Origin of the sequence: Marilutibacter chinensis, from assembly GCF_021725675.1 — a bacterium.
Classification (GTDB): Bacteria; Pseudomonadota; Gammaproteobacteria; order Xanthomonadales; family Xanthomonadaceae; genus Marilutibacter; species Marilutibacter chinensis.
Genome location: NZ_JAKJPO010000003.1, coordinates 121,929 through 137,388 on the forward strand (window position 1 = coordinate 121,929; position 15,460 = coordinate 137,388).

The following is a 15,460-nucleotide window of genomic DNA, read 5'->3' on the forward strand; positions in this document are numbered from 1 at the left end:
TGAAGCGCGGCGATCGCCTCAGGGCGTCGGAAGACACTCGATCTGCTCGTGGCCGGACGCGCCGGCCGCGGTCTGGGCTCGCGCCGGATCGAAATCCGGGCCGGCATCGACATCGAACCAGACCCGCGCCGGACCGCTGCCGATCGGCGCCAGCCGGGCGTTGAATCCCTTCTCCGCCAGCGCCGCGACGCGGCGCTGCGCGGCCGTTTCGCTGCCATAGCGGCCAAGCGCGATCGAATGGGCCTCGATCCCGTTGCGGACCACGAACATGTCGCTGATGCCCGCCTCCGACAGCGCGCGAGCCGCGGCCTGCACGTCGTCGGCGTCGGCAAACGGCGGCAGGTAGACCCGCCAGGCCTGGGTTTCGCCTTCCTCCTGCTGCCGCGGCACGATCCGCACGACCATCGGCGCCAGCGCGGTCCGTGCCAGCGCTGCCGCATCGGTGTCGAAGGGTCCGAAGCTGAAGCAGCGCACAGCCTCGACCGGTTCCGGCGCGGCGACATCGTTGCCGCTGGCTTCGCGATCGTCGACCGCGGGGGGCGGCTGCTCGCTGACCAGCTGCAGCCGCGCCACCCCGAGCGGCACCGGCTCCGGCGTCGGCGGCATGGGATCAGCGCGGAAGGTCCACCAGGCCGCCACGCCCAGGTTGAGGACGGCCAGGAACACGATCAGGGCTCGGATCAGCATGCCGACGATTCTAGGGCCCAGCGCGCCAATCCCTCCAGCACCAGGCCGGGCGACCACCGCGCCTCCGGCAGCGCCGCGAGCAGGCGCTCGCCACCGCCTCCATGCAGATGCAGCGGCGGCGGCTCGCCGAGCAGCCGCGCAGCCTCGGCCAGGCTGCGTCCGATCAAGGCCACGGCCGCACCATCGCAGCCCGAAGCCAGCGCATCCTCGGTGTCGGCCGCGAACTCCCGGTACTGCCCGCCCTCGACCGGCAGCTGCGCTGCGCGCGCATGCAGCGCTTCGCGCATCAGCGCCGGCGAAGGTGCGATACGTCCGCCGAGGTGATGTCCGTCGCCGGCGAGAAGGTCGATCGTCAATGCGGTGCCGATGCCACAGCTCAGCGCTGGACCGCCGCGTGCATGCAGGGCGACGAGCGCGAGAAAACGGTCGACGCCGAGTTTTTCGGGCTGCGCGTAGGCGATCGTCATGCTCCCGAAGCGCGGCTGCGTGCGTGCGCGCGAGATCAGGCTGCAACGCCGGGTCAGCGCATCGAGCACGGTCGTGGTCAGCTCCGGCGACGCGACGCTGGCCAGGTAGGCGACGTCGAACCGCCGTGGCAGCGCCGCATCCATCGCGGCGGCGGCATCCTCGATGCGGTGCGGCAGCGCGAGGACCTCGCCGACGCTGCCGTCCTCGCGCAGCGGCGCGCACTTCAGGCGGGTGTTGCCAAGATCGAACAGCCAGCGGTTCAAGCCGAGTCCTCCGTGGACGGCGCCGGGACGTCGCGACGCACGCTGACTTCGCCGGAGTGCACGCTGCAGGTCCCGCCGGACGCCAACCGCACCTGCAACGCACCGTCGCCGGCCAATCCAGTCACCCGCGCCGCGCGGACGCCGCTCTCGGCATGCAGGGTCACCTGCCGTCCCCGCAGCACGTCGAGCGCGGCATAGCGCTCCAGGAAGGGCGCCAGCCCCTCGGCATCGAACATGGCGAGTGCCGGCAGCCAGTGCGCCAGCAGCGTCGCGGCGAGCCGGTTGCGGTCGCAGGCCGTTCCGCCCGACAGCCCGGCCAGATCGCACCAGGGCTGGTCGATCGCGGCCGCGGCGTCGCTCTCCGGCATGCGCACGTTCAGGCCCAGGCCGATCACCGCGTGCGCGGGACCGGCGTGCTCGCCGCCGCCCTCGACCAGCAGGCCGCCGAGCTTGCGCAGCTCCGGCCCGCTCTCGACGACGATGTCGTTCGGCCACTTGAGCCGCGCCTGGCCCACGCCCAGCGCATGCAGCGCCTCCACCGTCGCGATGCCGGCGACCAGGCTCAGCCCGCCCAGCCTGGCCAGCCCGCCCTCGAAACGGCGCGCCAGCGACAGGTACAGGTGCGCCGCCAACGGCGAGACCCATACCCGCCCGCGGCGGCCGCGACCGCCGGTCTGGCGCTCCGCCAGCAGTACTTCGACCCGCCCCGGCTCCAGCTTGGCCGGAGCGCGACGCAGCAGCTCGCTGTTGGTCGAATCGATGCTCCATGCCACCTCCAGCGCCTGCAGTTCCAACTGCAATGCAGGCGGCAACGCGGTGCGGATCGACTCGGCGTCGAGCAGATCCAGCGACGTCGCCAGCGCATAGCCGCGGCCCGGCCGGGCCTGGATCGGCACGCCGGCGTCGCGCAGTGCGCGGACCCGCTTCCAGACCGCCGCGCGGGTCTGCCCGAAGCGGCGCGCCAGCGCATCGCCGGAGACCGGACCGTCCATCAATGCCCGCAGCAGCGCCCGCTCATCCATGAACCGGCAGCCCATTGCAGACGCCTGCCGACGGGCGGTCATCGTGTTCAGGGACGGGCATCGAGGCCGCCGGAGCAGTCGTGGCGCGGTTCATCGGCGGCATTATGCGCGAGCCGGAGTTGCTGCGACGCAACACGAATCGCCCCAACACCGTGCACGAAAACGGGCTATATTCGGAAATTGCCGGGGCCCGCCCGGCGCGCGGCAAGGACACCCCCATGCTACGGATTCGCCTCTGCCTTACGATCACCGCCCTCGCCGTCGCGATCACCGCGCCGGGGCTTGCGCGCGAGACCAAGATGAGCAGCCCGGACGGGGGTGGCTGCACGGAATCGCCGGCACCGGCGCAGGCGAAGACGACTCCCGCGCCCAAGGCCAGCCGCACCGCGAACCCCGAACGCGAGACCAAGATCAAGCCTTCGGTGCACGGCGATGCGCCGCCCAGCGGGCGGATGCCATCGCGCCGCTGGCACAGCTTCCTGCCCGGCATGGTGCGCTGATCTTCCGGATCGCACCGTGTCCCGGCCGCCGCCCGGCGGTCGACTGACTCTCCCCGATACGCACCGCATTGCGCTTGTTCGGTCTGTTCAAGCGGCTACGCCGCCCGCCTCCTCCGATCCCCGATCCCGTCTGGAACGCCACCCGCGAGGGCGTGCCGTGGCTGCAGCGGCTCGACGACGCGCGCGCAGGCGCGCTGGCGATGCTGAGCGCGCGCTTCCTGCACGAGAAGACGATCACTCCGGTCGGCGGGCTGACGCTCGGCGAGGCGGAGCGCTGCCGGATCGCCGCACTGTGCTGCCTTCCTCTGCTGGAGTTCGGCGCCGAGGGCCTGCACGGCTGGAGCCAGGTGATCGTCTATCCGGACGCGTTCCGGGTGAACCGCAGCCATGTCGATGCCGCCGGCGTGCTGCACGAATGGCAGGACGAGCTGATCGGCGAGGCCTGGGAACAGGGTCCGCTGATCCTGTCGTGGGCCGACCTGAGCGCCGACTGCGACGATCCGCGGGCCGGCTACTGCGTTGCCGCCCACGAGATGGCGCACAAACTCGACGCGCTCGATGGCGTGCTCGACGGTACACCGCCGCTGCCCCGGCCATGGCAACGCGAATGGGCGCGTGACTTCCAGGCCGCGTACGACGCCTTCGCCGATGCCGTCGATGCCGGCCACGACACCGCGATCGATGCCTACGCGGCCGAATCGCCGGAGGAGTTCTTCGCTGTCGCCACCGAGTACCACTTCAGCGACCCGCAACTGCTGCGTGCCAAGATGCCGGCGGTCGCCGATCACCTGCGGCGGCTCTACGGCGTCTCGCCGTTCGAAACGTAGCGGATACGCGCCCGACCCATGGGAGCGCGTAAGCCGCGAGGGCCTTCCAATGAAACCATCGCGGCCCAGGCCGCTCTAAGACATGAAGGCATACGGCCCGGCCCCCTGAGTCAGGCGACGATTCGTGCCATTGGCCCGAATGGAGGCATGGGAGCGCAGCGGCGGGAGCCAAGGTTTGCGCAGCAGACTTTGGGGATTCCCGGGCGCCCGGGAATCGCGGCTCACGCCGTTCCTGCGGCCCCGTCCCCGCGCTACAGTCCCGGCGGCAGCCTGACTTCGAAACGTGCGCCGCCCAGTTCCTCCGAGCGCAGCACGTCGAGGGTGCCGCGATAGCTGCGCACCACATCCTGCACCGTCGCCAGACCGATGCCGTGCCCCTGTACGCGCTCGTCGCCGCGCACGCCGCGCTGCAGCACCCGCTCGATCTTGTCCTCCGGAATGCCGGGGCCGTCGTCGTCGACCGCGAGCAACAGCCCGGGGCGGCGGTTGGCTGCGGCCTCGCCTGCCTTCACCGTCAGCAGCACCCGCGACTTCGCCCACTTGAACGCGTTCTCCAGCAGGTTGCCGAGCACCTCCTGCAGATCGCCCGGTTCGCCGTGGAAGGCGATGCCCGGATCGAGCTCGAACTCGCAAAGCACGCCCTTGGCCGCGTAGATCTTCTCCAGGCTGCGGACGATCTGGTCCGCGTAGGGCTCGATCTCGACCGGTGCGGCGAACAGCATGTGTCCCGATCGCGCAGCGCGGCCGAGCTGGTAGGAGACCAGGTCGCTCATCCGCCGGACCTGAAGATCGACCTCCTCTCGCAGCTCGTCCGCCGGCACGTGCTCGGCACTGCGTGCGCGCAGCACCGCCAGCGGCGTCTTCAGGCTGTGGGCGAGGTCGGCCATGGTGTTGCGCTGCCGCTCCAGGTTCTCGCGCTCGCTCTCGATGAAGGCGTTGATGCTCTCCGTCAACGGCTCCAGCTCGCGCGGATGACGGCCGCTCATCCGCGAAAGCAGGCCACGCTGCACGCGCTTGAGTTCGTCGACCACGCGCTTGAGCGGGCGCAGGCTCCAGCGCAGGATCAATCCCTGCAGCAGCAACAAGATCAGCCCCGCGCCGCCGAGGTAGCGCCACAGCGCCTCGCGGAACACCGCGACCTGGCGACGCAGCTGGGTCGTGTTCTCGAGGATGTAGATCGTGTACGGGATGCCCTCGCCCTCCACGCCGGTCTCGTGGATCACGCCGTAGCCGTATCGGTAGACCTCGCCGATGCTGCCATCCAGCTCGGTGACCGGCAGTTTGCGGTCGAAGCGTTCCTCGCCGGCCCTCAGCATCGCTCCCGGCGGCAGCTCCGGACCGACCGCCGATGCCGAATCCCAGTGCGAGCCGTCGAGCACCACCTCGGCGTAGAGGCCGCTGCCGGGCATGTCGAAGCGCGGGTCGACCGCGTCGTATGGCGGGATGAACTCGCCGTTGCGGGCGAATTCGCCCTTGCCGGTGTAGGCCAGCGCATAGCTCTTCAGACGCTGGTAGAGGTTGCTCTCGGCGGTATCCAGGAAGGCGCGGTCCAGTGCGTAGCCGGCCAGCGCCAGGAACGCCAGCAGGCCCAGGCTGGCCGCGAGCAACTGCCGGGCCTGCAGCGAACGGGGTTGTCCCCAGCTCACGTTCCTGCTCCACAGGAACGTGAGCTGCCCGGGCTCCGCCATGCGGATCCCGGATGACGCTGCGCACCTCCGACCCCCGCCCCTTCGGGGCGCCCCCCTACCAGGGGGGCTCCACCGCGAGCAACTCCGGATGGCCGGAAGAAGAGCATCGACGCGTCGCGAAAACCGACTGCTCCGCGGGAACGTGAGCTGCCCGGGCTCCGCCATGCGGATCCCGGATGACGCTGCGCACCTCCGACCCCCGCCCCTTCGGGGCGCCCCCCTACCAGGGGGGCTCCACCGCGAGCAGCTCCGGATGGCCGGAAGAAGAGCATCGATGCGTCGCGAAAACCGACTGCTCCACAGGAACGTGAGCTGCCCGGGCTCCGCCATGCGGATCCCGGATAGGGCTTGCGCGACTGACAGCCACTGGGTTGGAAAGACGGCCGGCTTGGCATATGGCGACAGGTTAGCGGCACGACGGCCGGACGTGCATCAGGGCGCATGTGAGGGAAAGCCGCAAGGCGGACGGAAACAAAAGGGCGCGAACGAGGCCGGTTGCCCCATCCGCGCCCCTCGACGCCCATCCATGAAAGAAGAGACTGGCGGCCGGTCACTCCCCGCTGCGCGGAATCGCGAAGCGGTAGCCGCGGCCGCGCACGGTCTCGATCGGCTTCAGTGCGCCTTCCGGATCCAGCTTCTTGCGCAGGCGGCCGATAAAGACCTCCAGCACGTTGGAATCGCGGTCGAAATCCTGCTGGTAGATGTGCTCGGTCAGGTCGGCTTTCGAGACCAGCTCGCCGGCATGCATCATCAGGTATTCGAGCACCTTGTATTCGTAGCTGGTCAGATCGACGTTCTGGCCTTCGACACTGACGGTCTGGGCGGCCAGGTCCAGCGTGACCGGCCCGCATTCCAGGGTCGGCTTGCTCCAGCCGGCGGCGCGGCGCACCAGCGCGTTGATGCGCGCCAGCAGCTCTTCGACGTGAAACGGCTTGACCAGGTAATCGTCGGCACCCTGCTTCAGGCCTTCGACCTTGTCCTGCCAGCTCGAACGCGCCGTCAGGATCAGGATCGGGAACTTCTTGCCCTCGTCGCGCAGCGCCTTGATCAGTTCCATGCCGGACATCTTCGGCAGGCCGAGGTCGATGATTCCCAGGTCGAACGGCACTTCACGGCCCATGTACAGGCCCTCCTCTCCGTCCTGGGCGGCGTCGACCGCGTAACCGTCGCGCTTGAGGCGGGCGGCAAGGGTTTCGCGCAGCGGGGCTTCGTCTTCTACAAGCAGGATTCGCATGGGAACTCCGTTCGGGGAACTCCGTGGAGGGAAGGCCCTGGGCCGCAGGCGGCCTGGGCGATGCATACACCTTGGAGCTTCAGTCGTCGTCGTCGCGTGTACGGCGCGCGTCGAGCCGTTCGGGCATCGGACGCGGTGCGCGCGAGGAATGCGGGTCGTCCATGTAGACGCGGACCCGGCCACTGGAATCGACCACCTTGATGCGGCTGACGTCGCGGCCGTCGAAGGGCACGCGCTCGGCGCTGAGGACCTGCCCGCCGGTACGCCGTTCGACCCGGCGCACCGCATCGCTGAGCGCGCGATGGTCGGCACCACGCGAGTGCCGAGCCGGTTCGACGTGGCGAGGCTCGCGCGGGCTCGGCGCTGCCGGGCCGCGCCCGCCCTGCTGTGCCACCACCTCACCGCACACCGCCGCGGATGCGGCGAGCAGGATCAGGGCAGTCGAGCGGGTGAGCGATCTGGGCATGGGCCTCCGGCCGTTGCGGAACGTATCGTCTGGGAGCATCACGTTGCGGGACGCGCCGTCCCTGGTTGAAGGGGACCGGCGCGGACGCAGTTGCGCAGAGGCCATCGGAATGGCGTTGCAGGGGCATTCTCTGAACAAGGCGGTGAATCCGATCTGAACTTTTCCGGCGTCGACCGGGCCCCATTCAGCCACGCACGGGCGCGCGACGCAAGCATGGCTTGCCCGCCGACCGTGACGGGCAAGCCACTGAGCCGGCTCAGAAAATCTCGCCAACGCAGCAGCGCAGCGAGCCGCCGGCCGCCTCGATCGCGTCGAGCTCGACCGTCGCCAGCCCGAAACCGGCCGCCCGCAGCGCCTGCCGGCTCTCCTCGCCCAGCGCGTGCCCCGCGCCAACGCTCATCCAGACCAATCCATCGCCCAGCGCGATCGCATTGCCGGCGTAGGCGGCGCGCGCACCGGCGGACAGCCTGAGCGCATGCGGCGCATACAGGCCGGCAATCGCCTCGACGACCGCAGGATCGGCGAAGCCGTCCGCGCAGACCAGGGCCGCGCGGCCGGCCAGCACCGCGAGCACGACATTGGTGTGATACTCGCCGGGGGCGAGGTCGAAGACAAGGGTCGCGCGCAGCCCGAAGGCATCGTGCATCAGCCGCGCACCGGCCTCGTCGCAACGTTCCGAAAGCCCACAGAAACCGAGGCCGCGGGCACGGTCGATCACCATCGAACCGGTCAGTTCGCACGGGTGCGGCTGCACCGAAAGATCGTGCAGCGCGTAGCCGAGCACGTCGGTGAAAAAGCCGCGGATGTCGGCACGGCCGGCCTCTCGCTGGCGGACCGGGTGGCGCATCCGCGCGACCAGGCAGCGCCCCGGCGCGGTCGCGAACACATTGTTCGGGAACACCGCATCGGGCATGGCAGGATCGCCGGCGAAGCAGACCGTGGGCAGGCACGCCGACAGCGCACGGTGCAAGCCTCGATGCTGGGCCAGCGCACGATTGGCGTCATAGCTCCCGGCATCGGCCATGTAACGGTTGTCGCGCGCCGAGTCGGCGGCGTGGGCGAATCCATCGGGCGCGACCAGGAACGCCGCCCGCGCGGTCGCCGACCCGAAGTCGGCCGCGCAGCCGCGCGCGGCATCGACGAACGCGGACAGGTCGCGCGTGATCATGCAGGGCCGGTCATGCGCTCTGCCGCTCCGACCCTGCGAAGGATTCGGTCACCGCGAGCGCCTGTTCGACCAGCGACCAGTCGGCGCCCGGTTTGTGCGCACCCTCGCTGAGCACCTGGCGGAACGCCCGGCCGCCGCGCTCGCCGGCGAACAGCCCGAGCAGGTGGCGGGTGATGTGCTTGAGATAGACCCCGCGCGCGAGCTGGTCCTCGACGTAGGGTCGCAGCGCGCGCAGCAGCTCGCCGCGCGGCCGCAGCTCGCCTCCGAACCAGGCCACGTCGAGCCGGTGCAGCAGATATGGGGTGTGATACGCCGCGCGGCCGAGCATCGCGCCATCGGTGTGTTGCAGGTGCGCGGTCGCCTCTTCGGCATCGGCGATCCCGCCGTTGACGATCACCCGCAGATCCGGCCGTTCGCGCTTGAGCCGGTAGGCCCAGTCGTAGCGCAACGGCGGCACCTCGCGGTTCTCCTTCGGGCTCAGTCCCTGCAGCCAAGCATTGCGCGCATGGACGATGAAGACCCGGCAACCCGCCTCGGCGACCGCGTCGATGAAGGCGCGGAAGCGCTCATAGTCGTGGTCGTCGTCGACGCCGAGCCGGCATTTGACCGTCACCGGCACCGGCCGCTCCAGTCGCGCGCAGGCCGCGATCATCGCGGCGACCGAATCGGCGACCAGGACCGGCTCTCGCATCAGGCAGGCACCGAAGCGCCCCGCCTGGACCCGATCGGACGGGCAGCCGCAGTTGAGGTTGATCTCGTCATAGCCCCACTCCGCTCCGATCCGAGCCGCTTGTGCCAGCAGCTCCGGCTCGCTGCCGCCCAGTTGCAACGCAACCGGGTGCTCGACCGGATCCATCGCCAGCAGCCGCTCGCGATCGCCGTGGGTCACCGCATTGGCATGCACCATCTCGCTGTACAACCGCGCATGCGGCGCCAACAGCCGGTGAAACACCCGGCAATGCGAATCGGTCCAGTCCATCATCGGCGCGACGGACAGGCGCAGGGATGCCGGGTCGGGCATCGGACTGGAGGACGATGGAACGGGAGCGGTCATGGGCGCGATGGAAGGCGGAATGGCAGACGGAAGCCAGCGGGGCTCTCTATTCTCGCCCATTGCCGGGGCAGGTCACTTCGATCATTGGCGTCGCCCGCTGGCTTGATCCAACATGCCCCCACCTGCACCGGACGCGGAGTTCTCCATGCCGTTGAAGATCAGCCGCACGATCCTGTTCGGGGACTGCGATCCCGGGGGCGTGGTATACACGCCGCGGATCGGCCACTTCGTGGTCGAGGCGGGACTGGATTTCCTGTCGTACGTGCTGGAAGGCCCGGCGGCGCGGCGGATCTTCGCGATGGGCGTGCTTCCGCCGGCACGCGCATTGTCGATCGAGTTCCTGCATCCGATGAGCTGGGACGAGAGGATCGACATCGAGGTGTCGGTCGAGGAGATCCGGACGCATGCGTTCTCGTTGCGGGTCGTCGCCTGCAATGCCGGGGGCACGGCGACGTTCCACGCTTCGTTGACACAGGTCTGCGTATCGCCGGAAACCCGGCGCCCGGTCCCGCTGCCCGGGGAGTTGCGAGCCGCTCTGGAGCGGGAGCTGGGCGGCTGAAGGCCCACCGATGCCGACCACCGCGACGGGGCGGCCATGCGTGGCGTCCACCTTCGGCAGGCGCCCGGACGGCATCGCCACGAACGACAACGCCCGGCCGCACGGCCGGGGCATTCCGGGTCGGGGCCGCATCGGTCGGATGCGGCCCGCTCGCGCCCGTTTCAGAACCGGCAGGTCACCGTGGTCTCGAACCCGCACACGGGGCCGGCAAGCCGAGGCCGAGGCCGCTGCCTGAAGGCAAGGACCGGCGGCGCCGTGCCCGACGCCTGAGCCGGTTCAGCGGCCGCCGCGCTTCTTGTCCTTGCCCTTGCCCCGGTTGCCGTTTCCCTGATCGCCGCTGTTGCCCCGCCCTTGGCCCCGACCGCGGTCCTGCGCATTCGAGCGGCCGTTGCCGTTCGCCGGTGATGCGTCGTGCGGACGGCGATCGGCACCGCGCCCGCGACCGGGGAAGTCGCGCTCGAGGTCGGCATCGATCTCGATCGTGCGCCCCCAGCGGTCGTAGCTCGGCACGAAGCCACGCTTGAGACGGTGGAACTCGGGCGAACCGGGCTTGATGCCCAGGTCCTTGGCGACCTCGCCCCAGCCACGGCCGTGGTCGCGTTCCCAGATGTCGACGACGTAGCGGCATGGCCGGCCGATGACCGACGCCAGCGTGCAGGCGAAATAGACGTCGCCCGGCGCCCAGCGCCGCGAATCGAGCAGCTCCACGACCAGATCGCGCGGCGCGCCGTGATAGCGGACGAGCTCGTCGACGAACGGATCGCGGTAGCGGCTGCCGTAGCGGTTCATGTCGCCCAGCCAGGTATCGACCCAGACGTCGCCGGAACGCGGATTCCAGCCGAAGGTGAAGTCCTGTGCCGACGCCGGCGCGGCGATGCCGATGCCGGCGGCGAGAGCGACCGCCAAGGCGAGCTTGCGGGTAAAGGAAACCATCATGCGGACCTCGTCTGCTGTGCTGTTGCGGCGCTCGTTGCGGAGCCGGAAAGGTGTGGTGACCGGGTACGGGCGGGGCTCAGCGCGAGATCACGAACTTGCCGAACGCCACGCCGATGTCCCAGCCGCGGCCCGTTCCGGCCAGCGCCAGCGAGACCTCGCCCTTGGTCACGACCTGGGCCTTGCTCGACTTCACCGCGCCGGCGTGTGCCTCCGCGCTGACATAGGTGCCGAGCAGTTCACTGATGTCGTCGACCCCGGAGAACTCTCCGACGCCGTTCTCGATGCTCGACTTGCCGAAACTCAGGCCGCCGCCCTTCGTCTGGATCCGCACCGCCATCTGCTGACCGTTGCTGCAACTGATCGTGCCGTTGCCGGATGCGGTCTTGTAAAACACCGACCAGCCGGAAAGATTGAAGCGCAGCTCGCAATCGACCTCGCCGGCATGGGCGGAGCCGGAGACGGCGGCAAACAGGGACGCGGCCATCAGCAGCGCGGCAAACATCATCGACGGGCGTTTCATGCGCACCTCCGCAGGTCGTTTCGGCGCCAAGCGTACCATCGCAACGGGGCGGCCCGGCGGCACCGGTCAATCGTCGTCGCGACCGCGCCAGCGGCGGCGGTCATCGCGGCGATCGTGCCGGCGGTCATGGCGATCATCGCGGCGGTCGTAGCGGGCACGGTAGTCGCGATAATCGTCGCGGCGGTCGTAATAGCGGTCATGGCGACGATCGTGGCGACGATCGTGGCGGCGGTCATGGCGATCGCGATAGCGGTAGTCGTACCGGTACTTGCCCGGCCCATGACGGTAGTAGCCGTGGGCCACGCCGTAGGGCGGTCCACTGCGGTGATGACGTCCGCCGTAGTAGCGGGTGTAGTACGAGCGCGGTACGTAGCGGTAGTAGCTGCGGTGACCGCGGTGGTCGCGGACGATCACGACGCGGTCGTAGCGGCCGTAGTTGCCATGCCGGTAGTACGGGTTGCCGCCGTGGTAGATCACGTCGGCGACGTCGACGAGGATCCGGACCAGATCGTCGTCGGCCCGTGCGGGTGCCGGGTAGAGACTGGCAACGCCGATGCCCAGGGCGATGGCGGCGGTTGCGATCCAACGGTTCAGGGCAGCCATGGCGTGTTCCTCGCGTGGAATGGTGGACGTGCCCACCCTGCCCCCTGCGCGGTGAACCGGTTTTTAACCTGCCGCTGCCGCCGCCTTGATCCGCGTTCCGAGAAGGTCGCTGTTCAGGAACGCGGAGCGTCGGCAGCGAACGGTCATGCAGCGAGGCCGGCCGCCGATCCGGCGATCGCGCGCAATGTCGCCGGCCACTCGGAGGCCGCCGAGACCACCCGCAGGCGCGGCGCGGCCTGGTCGACGACCGCCTCGGTCTCGTGCGCCCAGGTCAGGTGATAGGGCACGTGCACGCCCCAGCCGCCCAGCGCCAGCACCGGTTCGATGTCGGACCGCAGCGAGTTGCCGACCATCACGAATTCGCCCGCGTCGCAATCGAATTCCTCGAACAGACGCCGGTAGGTCGGCATGTCCTTCTCGCTGACGATCTCGATCCGGCGGAACAAGCCGGCCAGCCCGCAGTCGCGGACCTTCTTTTCCTGGTGGAACAGATCGCCCTTGGTGATCAGCACGATCTCGAAATCGGCGGCCACCGCCTCGACCGCCTCGCGCACGCCCGGCAGCAACTCGACCGGGTGCTGCAGCAGCTCCTTGGCGATGCCGACGATCCGATGCAGGTCCCGCGCGCTGATGCGGGCGTCGGTGATCTCCACCGCGGCCTCGACCATGGACAGCGCCATGCCCTTCACGCCATAGCCGAACAGGGCAATGTTGGCCTTCTCGATCGCGTACAGGCGGTCGCCGACGTCGTCGAGATCGACATAGCCGGCGACGATGCGCTCGAATTCCTCCTGCGCGGCATGGAAGTAATCCTCGCTGCGCCACAGTGTGTCGTCGGCATCGAAGCCGACCATGCGGATTCCGGTCATGCGCATAGTATGACCGCTCGCATGCCGGTGAACGGCATCCGTTGCGCATGACGCGTGTTCCGCCTCGATGCGCAAGGCATCACCGGCGCGACACGGCCGCGGTCGCGGACCGGCAGCACGCATGTGGAAACGCGCGGCGCGCGGCTGGCGCCACGTGGGATCCATGCGTGCAGGAGACATGAAGGAAGGGCGGCCTCGGCCGCCCCTCCTGGGGACCGTCGCAACCGCAGGGGACCGGCCGGACGGCGGGGGGACGGAGCCGCGGTACCGGCGCGGAGCCGGCACCGGTACCACGTGCGGTTACTGCTCGTCGCCGGTCGGCTCGGTCGCGCCCTGGGCCTCGGCCACGTAGTTCCTGTACTCCTCGGCGGTCAGGTTGCCGTCGGCATCGCTGTCGGCGAGGTCGAACACCTGGCTCAGCGAGGGCACCGAAGCGGCCTCGTCGCGGCTGATCGAGCCGTCCTGGTCGAGGTCGATCTCGGCCCAGCTCTTGCCGGCCGGCTCGGCACTGTTCATCGTCGCAGCCTCGGCCGGATTGGTCTGCTCGGGCGGGGTCGCGTCCTGGGCGAAGGCGAGCGGGGCCGCCATCACGGCGGTCAGGGCCAGAGCGATGCTCAGGGACTTGTGGTTGATCTTGCTCATTTCGATCCTCCTCGGGGGATGTAGTCCAATCGATCGGCGCACGGTCTTGGTGTCAGGGGTATCGACCGTACGGCGCATACCCTGCGCCGCCGGGGATGAACCAAGAACCCCGCGGAAAACCCGCGATGACGTGGAATTAACCCGCTTCGCTCCGAGTCGCGCTAGCGGCGCGCGCAGCCGTGACGCCTTCCGCAATCACACGTGACACATCGCCTGTTTCCGCGCCCGCAGCTGAATGACACAGGCTGAACGAAACACAACTTTCACGAACGTCGATCCCGTCGGCTTCATTCCGTGACGTATAGCAGCCGCCGATTGGTTCAGATCGTCTGATTCAGAACGACGAGTTCAGATCGCATTCCCCGAACGCACGAAAACGTGGGGAGGAGCATCCTCTTCCGCAGGCTGCACCCTTACCTCGATCGGCCGGCAGCAGACGGCGCAGTCTTCGATGTATTCCTGCGGTTCGGGCAGCACGTCGATCCGCAGGTCGACCGGCTCGCCGCAATACGGACAGGCAATGGTGACGTAATCCTGCATCGTGGATCGGAGGGAGCGACGGGAGCGACGGGAGCGACGGGAGCGACGGGAGCGACGGGAGCGGGAACAGTATCGTGTCGCGGCCGCGGGGACGGATTCCGCCGGTCGGATGAAGCCCGCGCCAAGGGATGCGAGAATCGGACGCATTGCCGACAACCCGTCCGCCCCGCACCGGAGCCCACGATGACCCAGCGCCTGTTGACCACCGCCTGCCTTGCCGCCCTGCTGGCCGCCTGCAACAGCCCGGGCACCGATGCGACCGAGGCGGTGGCCGTGCAACCGGATCCGGTCGCGACCGGACCGTTCGTCACTCTCGAGGTCGCCCGCTTCGACGAGCCCTGGGCGATGACGTTCCTGCCCGACGGCCGCCTGCTGGTGACCGAGAAGCGCGGCAAGCTCAAGCTGCTGGAACTGCAGGGCGCCGATGCCGGCAAGACCGGCGAGATAAGCGGCGTGCCCGAGGTCGCCTACGGTGGCCAGGGCGGTTTCGGCGACGTGATCCTGCACCCGGATTTCGCCAACAACCGGTTGGTCTATCTCAGCTACGCCGAAGCCGGCGAAGGCGATACCCGCGGCGCGGCGGTGGCGCGCGCGCGACTGAACCTCGACGCCAAGGGCGGCGGCCGGCTGTCCGACCTGAAGGTGATCTGGCGGCAGGTGCCGAAGGTGACCGGCCAGGGACACTACAGCCATCGCCTCGCCTTCGGGCCCGATGGCCATCTGTGGATCAGCTCGGGCGAGCGGCAGAAGTTCGATCCCGCCCAGGACATGGCGTCGAACCTCGGCAAGATCATCCGCCTCAACGACGACGGCAGCGTCCCGGACGACAATCCCTTCGTCGAAGAGGGCACGGCCGAGCGGAACGAGGTCGCGTCGCAGGTATGGTCGCTCGGCCACCGCAACGTGCTGGGGATCGCCTTCGACGCCGAGGGCCGGCTGTGGAACCACGAAATGGGCCCCAAGGGCGGCGACGAACTGAACCTGGTCCAGCGCGGCGGCAACTACGGCTATCCGATCGTTTCCAACGGCGACCACTACGACGGCCGCCCGATCCCCGACCACGACACCCGCCCCGAGTTCGTCGCCCCGAAGATCAGCTGGACCCCGGTGATCTCGCCTTCGAGCTTCGTGATCTACAGCGGCGAGCTGTTCCCGGCCTGGAAGGGCAGCGGCTTCATCACCGGGCTGTCGTCGCAATCCCTGGTGCGGATCGAGTTCGACGGTGACGACGCCCGCGAGGCCGAGCGTTTCGACATGGGCCACCGGATGCGCGAGGTCGAACAGGGGCCGGACGGCAGCCTGTGGCTGCTGGAAGACGGCGACGACGCCCGCCTGCTGCAGCTGAGTCCGCCACCGCCGCCGGCCGCGCAGGGCTGAGGCGATGCCGCCGCCGGACCGGCCACGCGGAACCGGC

At 69.4% G+C, this 15,460-nt stretch carries 18 protein-coding genes; 4 read left to right on the forward strand and 14 right to left on the reverse strand.

Annotated features, from left to right (window positions below; genetic code table 11):
• Positions 1-18: 18 nt before the first annotated feature.
• The 3 genes from L3V18_RS06250 to birA are packed head-to-tail and all read right to left on the reverse strand — an operon-like array spanning position 19 to position 2,440.
• Positions 19-687 carry a hypothetical protein gene (locus L3V18_RS06250; protein ID WP_237053829.1) on the reverse strand — a complete coding sequence of 223 codons (669 nt, stop codon included), beginning with the start codon at positions 685-687 and terminating at the stop codon, positions 19-21.
• Positions 681-1,418, reverse strand: a complete 738-nt coding sequence (locus tag L3V18_RS06255; RefSeq protein ID WP_237053830.1) for a type III pantothenate kinase — start codon at positions 1,416-1,418, stop codon at positions 681-683. The genes L3V18_RS06250 and L3V18_RS06255 overlap by 7 nt, the downstream gene beginning before the upstream one ends.
• Positions 1,415-2,440: a bifunctional biotin--[acetyl-CoA-carboxylase] ligase/biotin operon repressor BirA gene (gene birA, locus L3V18_RS06260; protein ID WP_237053831.1), complete on the reverse strand. Its 1,026-nt coding sequence runs from the start codon at positions 2,438-2,440 to the stop codon at positions 1,415-1,417. The genes L3V18_RS06255 and birA overlap by 4 nt, the downstream gene beginning before the upstream one ends.
• An 80-nt stretch (positions 2,441-2,520) precedes the next feature.
• Here birA and L3V18_RS06265 point away from each other — a divergent pair, with 80 nt between their 5' ends.
• Together L3V18_RS06265 and L3V18_RS06270 are read left to right on the forward strand one after the other, a co-directional pair.
• Entirely contained in the window at positions 2,521-2,940 is a 420-nt protein-coding gene (locus tag L3V18_RS06265; RefSeq protein ID WP_237053832.1) for a hypothetical protein, read from the forward strand.
• An 83-nt stretch (positions 2,941-3,023) separates the two neighbouring features.
• A complete protein-coding gene (locus L3V18_RS06270; RefSeq protein ID WP_237054216.1) occupies positions 3,024-3,767 on the forward strand; it encodes a M90 family metallopeptidase in 744 nt (247 codons plus the stop codon).
• 251 nt (positions 3,768-4,018) lie between these two features.
• On the opposite strand, the gene L3V18_RS06275 is transcribed toward L3V18_RS06270, so the two are convergent.
• The 5 genes from L3V18_RS06275 to dusA all read right to left on the reverse strand — a co-directional run bounded on the left by L3V18_RS06275 (position 4,019) and on the right by dusA (position 9,377).
• Positions 4,019-5,389, reverse strand: a complete 1,371-nt coding sequence (locus L3V18_RS06275) for an ATP-binding protein (protein ID WP_237054217.1) — start codon at positions 5,387-5,389, stop codon at positions 4,019-4,021.
• A 616-nt stretch (positions 5,390-6,005) separates the two neighbouring features.
• Entirely contained in the window at positions 6,006-6,689 is a 684-nt protein-coding gene (locus tag L3V18_RS06280; protein ID WP_237053833.1) for a response regulator transcription factor, read from the reverse strand.
• A 79-nt stretch (positions 6,690-6,768) separates the two neighbouring features.
• Positions 6,769-7,155, reverse strand: coding sequence for a PepSY domain-containing protein (locus L3V18_RS06285; protein ID WP_237053834.1), 387 nt, complete (start codon positions 7,153-7,155; stop codon positions 6,769-6,771).
• Between the two features lie 256 nt (positions 7,156-7,411).
• Complete coding sequence (locus L3V18_RS06290; RefSeq protein WP_237053835.1) at positions 7,412-8,323, reverse strand: arginine deiminase-related protein; 912 nt, start codon at positions 8,321-8,323, stop codon at positions 7,412-7,414.
• A 10-nt stretch (positions 8,324-8,333) separates the two neighbouring features.
• A complete protein-coding gene (gene dusA / locus L3V18_RS06295; protein WP_237053836.1) occupies positions 8,334-9,377 on the reverse strand; it encodes a tRNA dihydrouridine(20/20a) synthase DusA in 1,044 nt (347 codons plus the stop codon).
• Between the two features lie 145 nt (positions 9,378-9,522).
• On the opposite strand from dusA, the gene L3V18_RS06300 reads away from it, so the two are divergent.
• Entirely contained in the window at positions 9,523-9,936 is a 414-nt protein-coding gene (locus L3V18_RS06300) for an acyl-CoA thioesterase (RefSeq protein ID WP_237053837.1), read from the forward strand.
• Between the two features lie 276 nt (positions 9,937-10,212).
• On the opposite strand, the gene L3V18_RS06305 is transcribed toward L3V18_RS06300, so the two are convergent.
• The 6 genes from L3V18_RS06305 to L3V18_RS06330 form a co-directional block, all read right to left on the reverse strand.
• Complete coding sequence (locus L3V18_RS06305) at positions 10,213-10,872, reverse strand: hypothetical protein (RefSeq protein ID WP_237053838.1); 660 nt, start codon at positions 10,870-10,872, stop codon at positions 10,213-10,215.
• Between the two features lie 76 nt (positions 10,873-10,948).
• Complete coding sequence (locus tag L3V18_RS06310; protein WP_237054218.1) at positions 10,949-11,374, reverse strand: hypothetical protein; 426 nt, start codon at positions 11,372-11,374, stop codon at positions 10,949-10,951.
• An 84-nt stretch (positions 11,375-11,458) separates the two neighbouring features.
• A complete protein-coding gene (locus tag L3V18_RS06315) occupies positions 11,459-11,995 on the reverse strand; it encodes a hypothetical protein (protein ID WP_237053839.1) in 537 nt (178 codons plus the stop codon).
• A 143-nt stretch (positions 11,996-12,138) separates the two neighbouring features.
• The gene (locus L3V18_RS06320; protein ID WP_237053840.1) at positions 12,139-12,870 is read right to left on the reverse strand and encodes an HAD family hydrolase; all 732 of its coding nucleotides are present in this window, start codon (positions 12,868-12,870) and stop codon (positions 12,139-12,141) included.
• Between the two features lie 294 nt (positions 12,871-13,164).
• Entirely contained in the window at positions 13,165-13,506 is a 342-nt protein-coding gene (locus L3V18_RS06325) for an EF-hand domain-containing protein (protein ID WP_237053841.1), read from the reverse strand.
• A 348-nt stretch (positions 13,507-13,854) separates the two neighbouring features.
• Positions 13,855-14,046: a CPXCG motif-containing cysteine-rich protein gene (locus L3V18_RS06330; protein ID WP_237053842.1), complete on the reverse strand. Its 192-nt coding sequence runs from the start codon at positions 14,044-14,046 to the stop codon at positions 13,855-13,857.
• A gap of 183 nt (positions 14,047-14,229) precedes the next feature.
• Here L3V18_RS06330 and L3V18_RS06335 point away from each other — a divergent pair, with 183 nt between their 5' ends.
• Positions 14,230-15,423: a PQQ-dependent sugar dehydrogenase gene (locus L3V18_RS06335; RefSeq protein WP_237053843.1), complete on the forward strand. Its 1,194-nt coding sequence runs from the start codon at positions 14,230-14,232 to the stop codon at positions 15,421-15,423.
• Positions 15,424-15,460 lie beyond the last annotated feature (37 nt).

Excerpts from the sequence above, each read along its gene's own strand:
- L3V18_RS06250 (WP_237053829.1), bottom strand. The coding sequence starts at position 687 with ATGCTGATCCGAGCCCTGATCGTGTTCCTGGCCGTCCTCAACCTGGGC.
- birA (WP_237053831.1), bottom strand. The coding sequence starts at position 2,440 with ATGGATGAGCGGGCGCTGCTGCGGGCATTGATGGACGGTCCGGTCTCC.
- L3V18_RS06280 (WP_237053833.1), bottom strand. The coding sequence starts at position 6,689 with ATGCGAATCCTGCTTGTAGAAGACGAAGCCCCGCTGCGCGAAACCCTT.
- L3V18_RS06285 (WP_237053834.1), bottom strand. The coding sequence starts at position 7,155 with ATGCCCAGATCGCTCACCCGCTCGACTGCCCTGATCCTGCTCGCCGCA.
- L3V18_RS06290 (WP_237053835.1), bottom strand. The coding sequence starts at position 8,323 with ATGATCACGCGCGACCTGTCCGCGTTCGTCGATGCCGCGCGCGGCTGC.
- dusA (WP_237053836.1), bottom strand. The coding sequence starts at position 9,377 with ATGACCGCTCCCGTTCCATCGTCCTCCAGTCCGATGCCCGACCCGGCA.
- L3V18_RS06300 (WP_237053837.1), top strand. The coding sequence starts at position 9,523 with ATGCCGTTGAAGATCAGCCGCACGATCCTGTTCGGGGACTGCGATCCC.
- L3V18_RS06305 (WP_237053838.1), bottom strand. The coding sequence starts at position 10,872 with ATGATGGTTTCCTTTACCCGCAAGCTCGCCTTGGCGGTCGCTCTCGCC.
- L3V18_RS06310 (WP_237054218.1), bottom strand. The coding sequence starts at position 11,374 with ATGTTTGCCGCGCTGCTGATGGCCGCGTCCCTGTTTGCCGCCGTCTCC.
- L3V18_RS06315 (WP_237053839.1), bottom strand. The coding sequence starts at position 11,995 with ATGGCTGCCCTGAACCGTTGGATCGCAACCGCCGCCATCGCCCTGGGC.
- L3V18_RS06320 (WP_237053840.1), bottom strand. The coding sequence starts at position 12,870 with ATGCGCATGACCGGAATCCGCATGGTCGGCTTCGATGCCGACGACACA.
- L3V18_RS06325 (WP_237053841.1), bottom strand. The coding sequence starts at position 13,506 with ATGAGCAAGATCAACCACAAGTCCCTGAGCATCGCTCTGGCCCTGACC.
- L3V18_RS06330 (WP_237053842.1), bottom strand. The coding sequence starts at position 14,046 with ATGCAGGATTACGTCACCATTGCCTGTCCGTATTGCGGCGAGCCGGTC.
- L3V18_RS06335 (WP_237053843.1), top strand. The coding sequence starts at position 14,230 with ATGACCCAGCGCCTGTTGACCACCGCCTGCCTTGCCGCCCTGCTGGCC.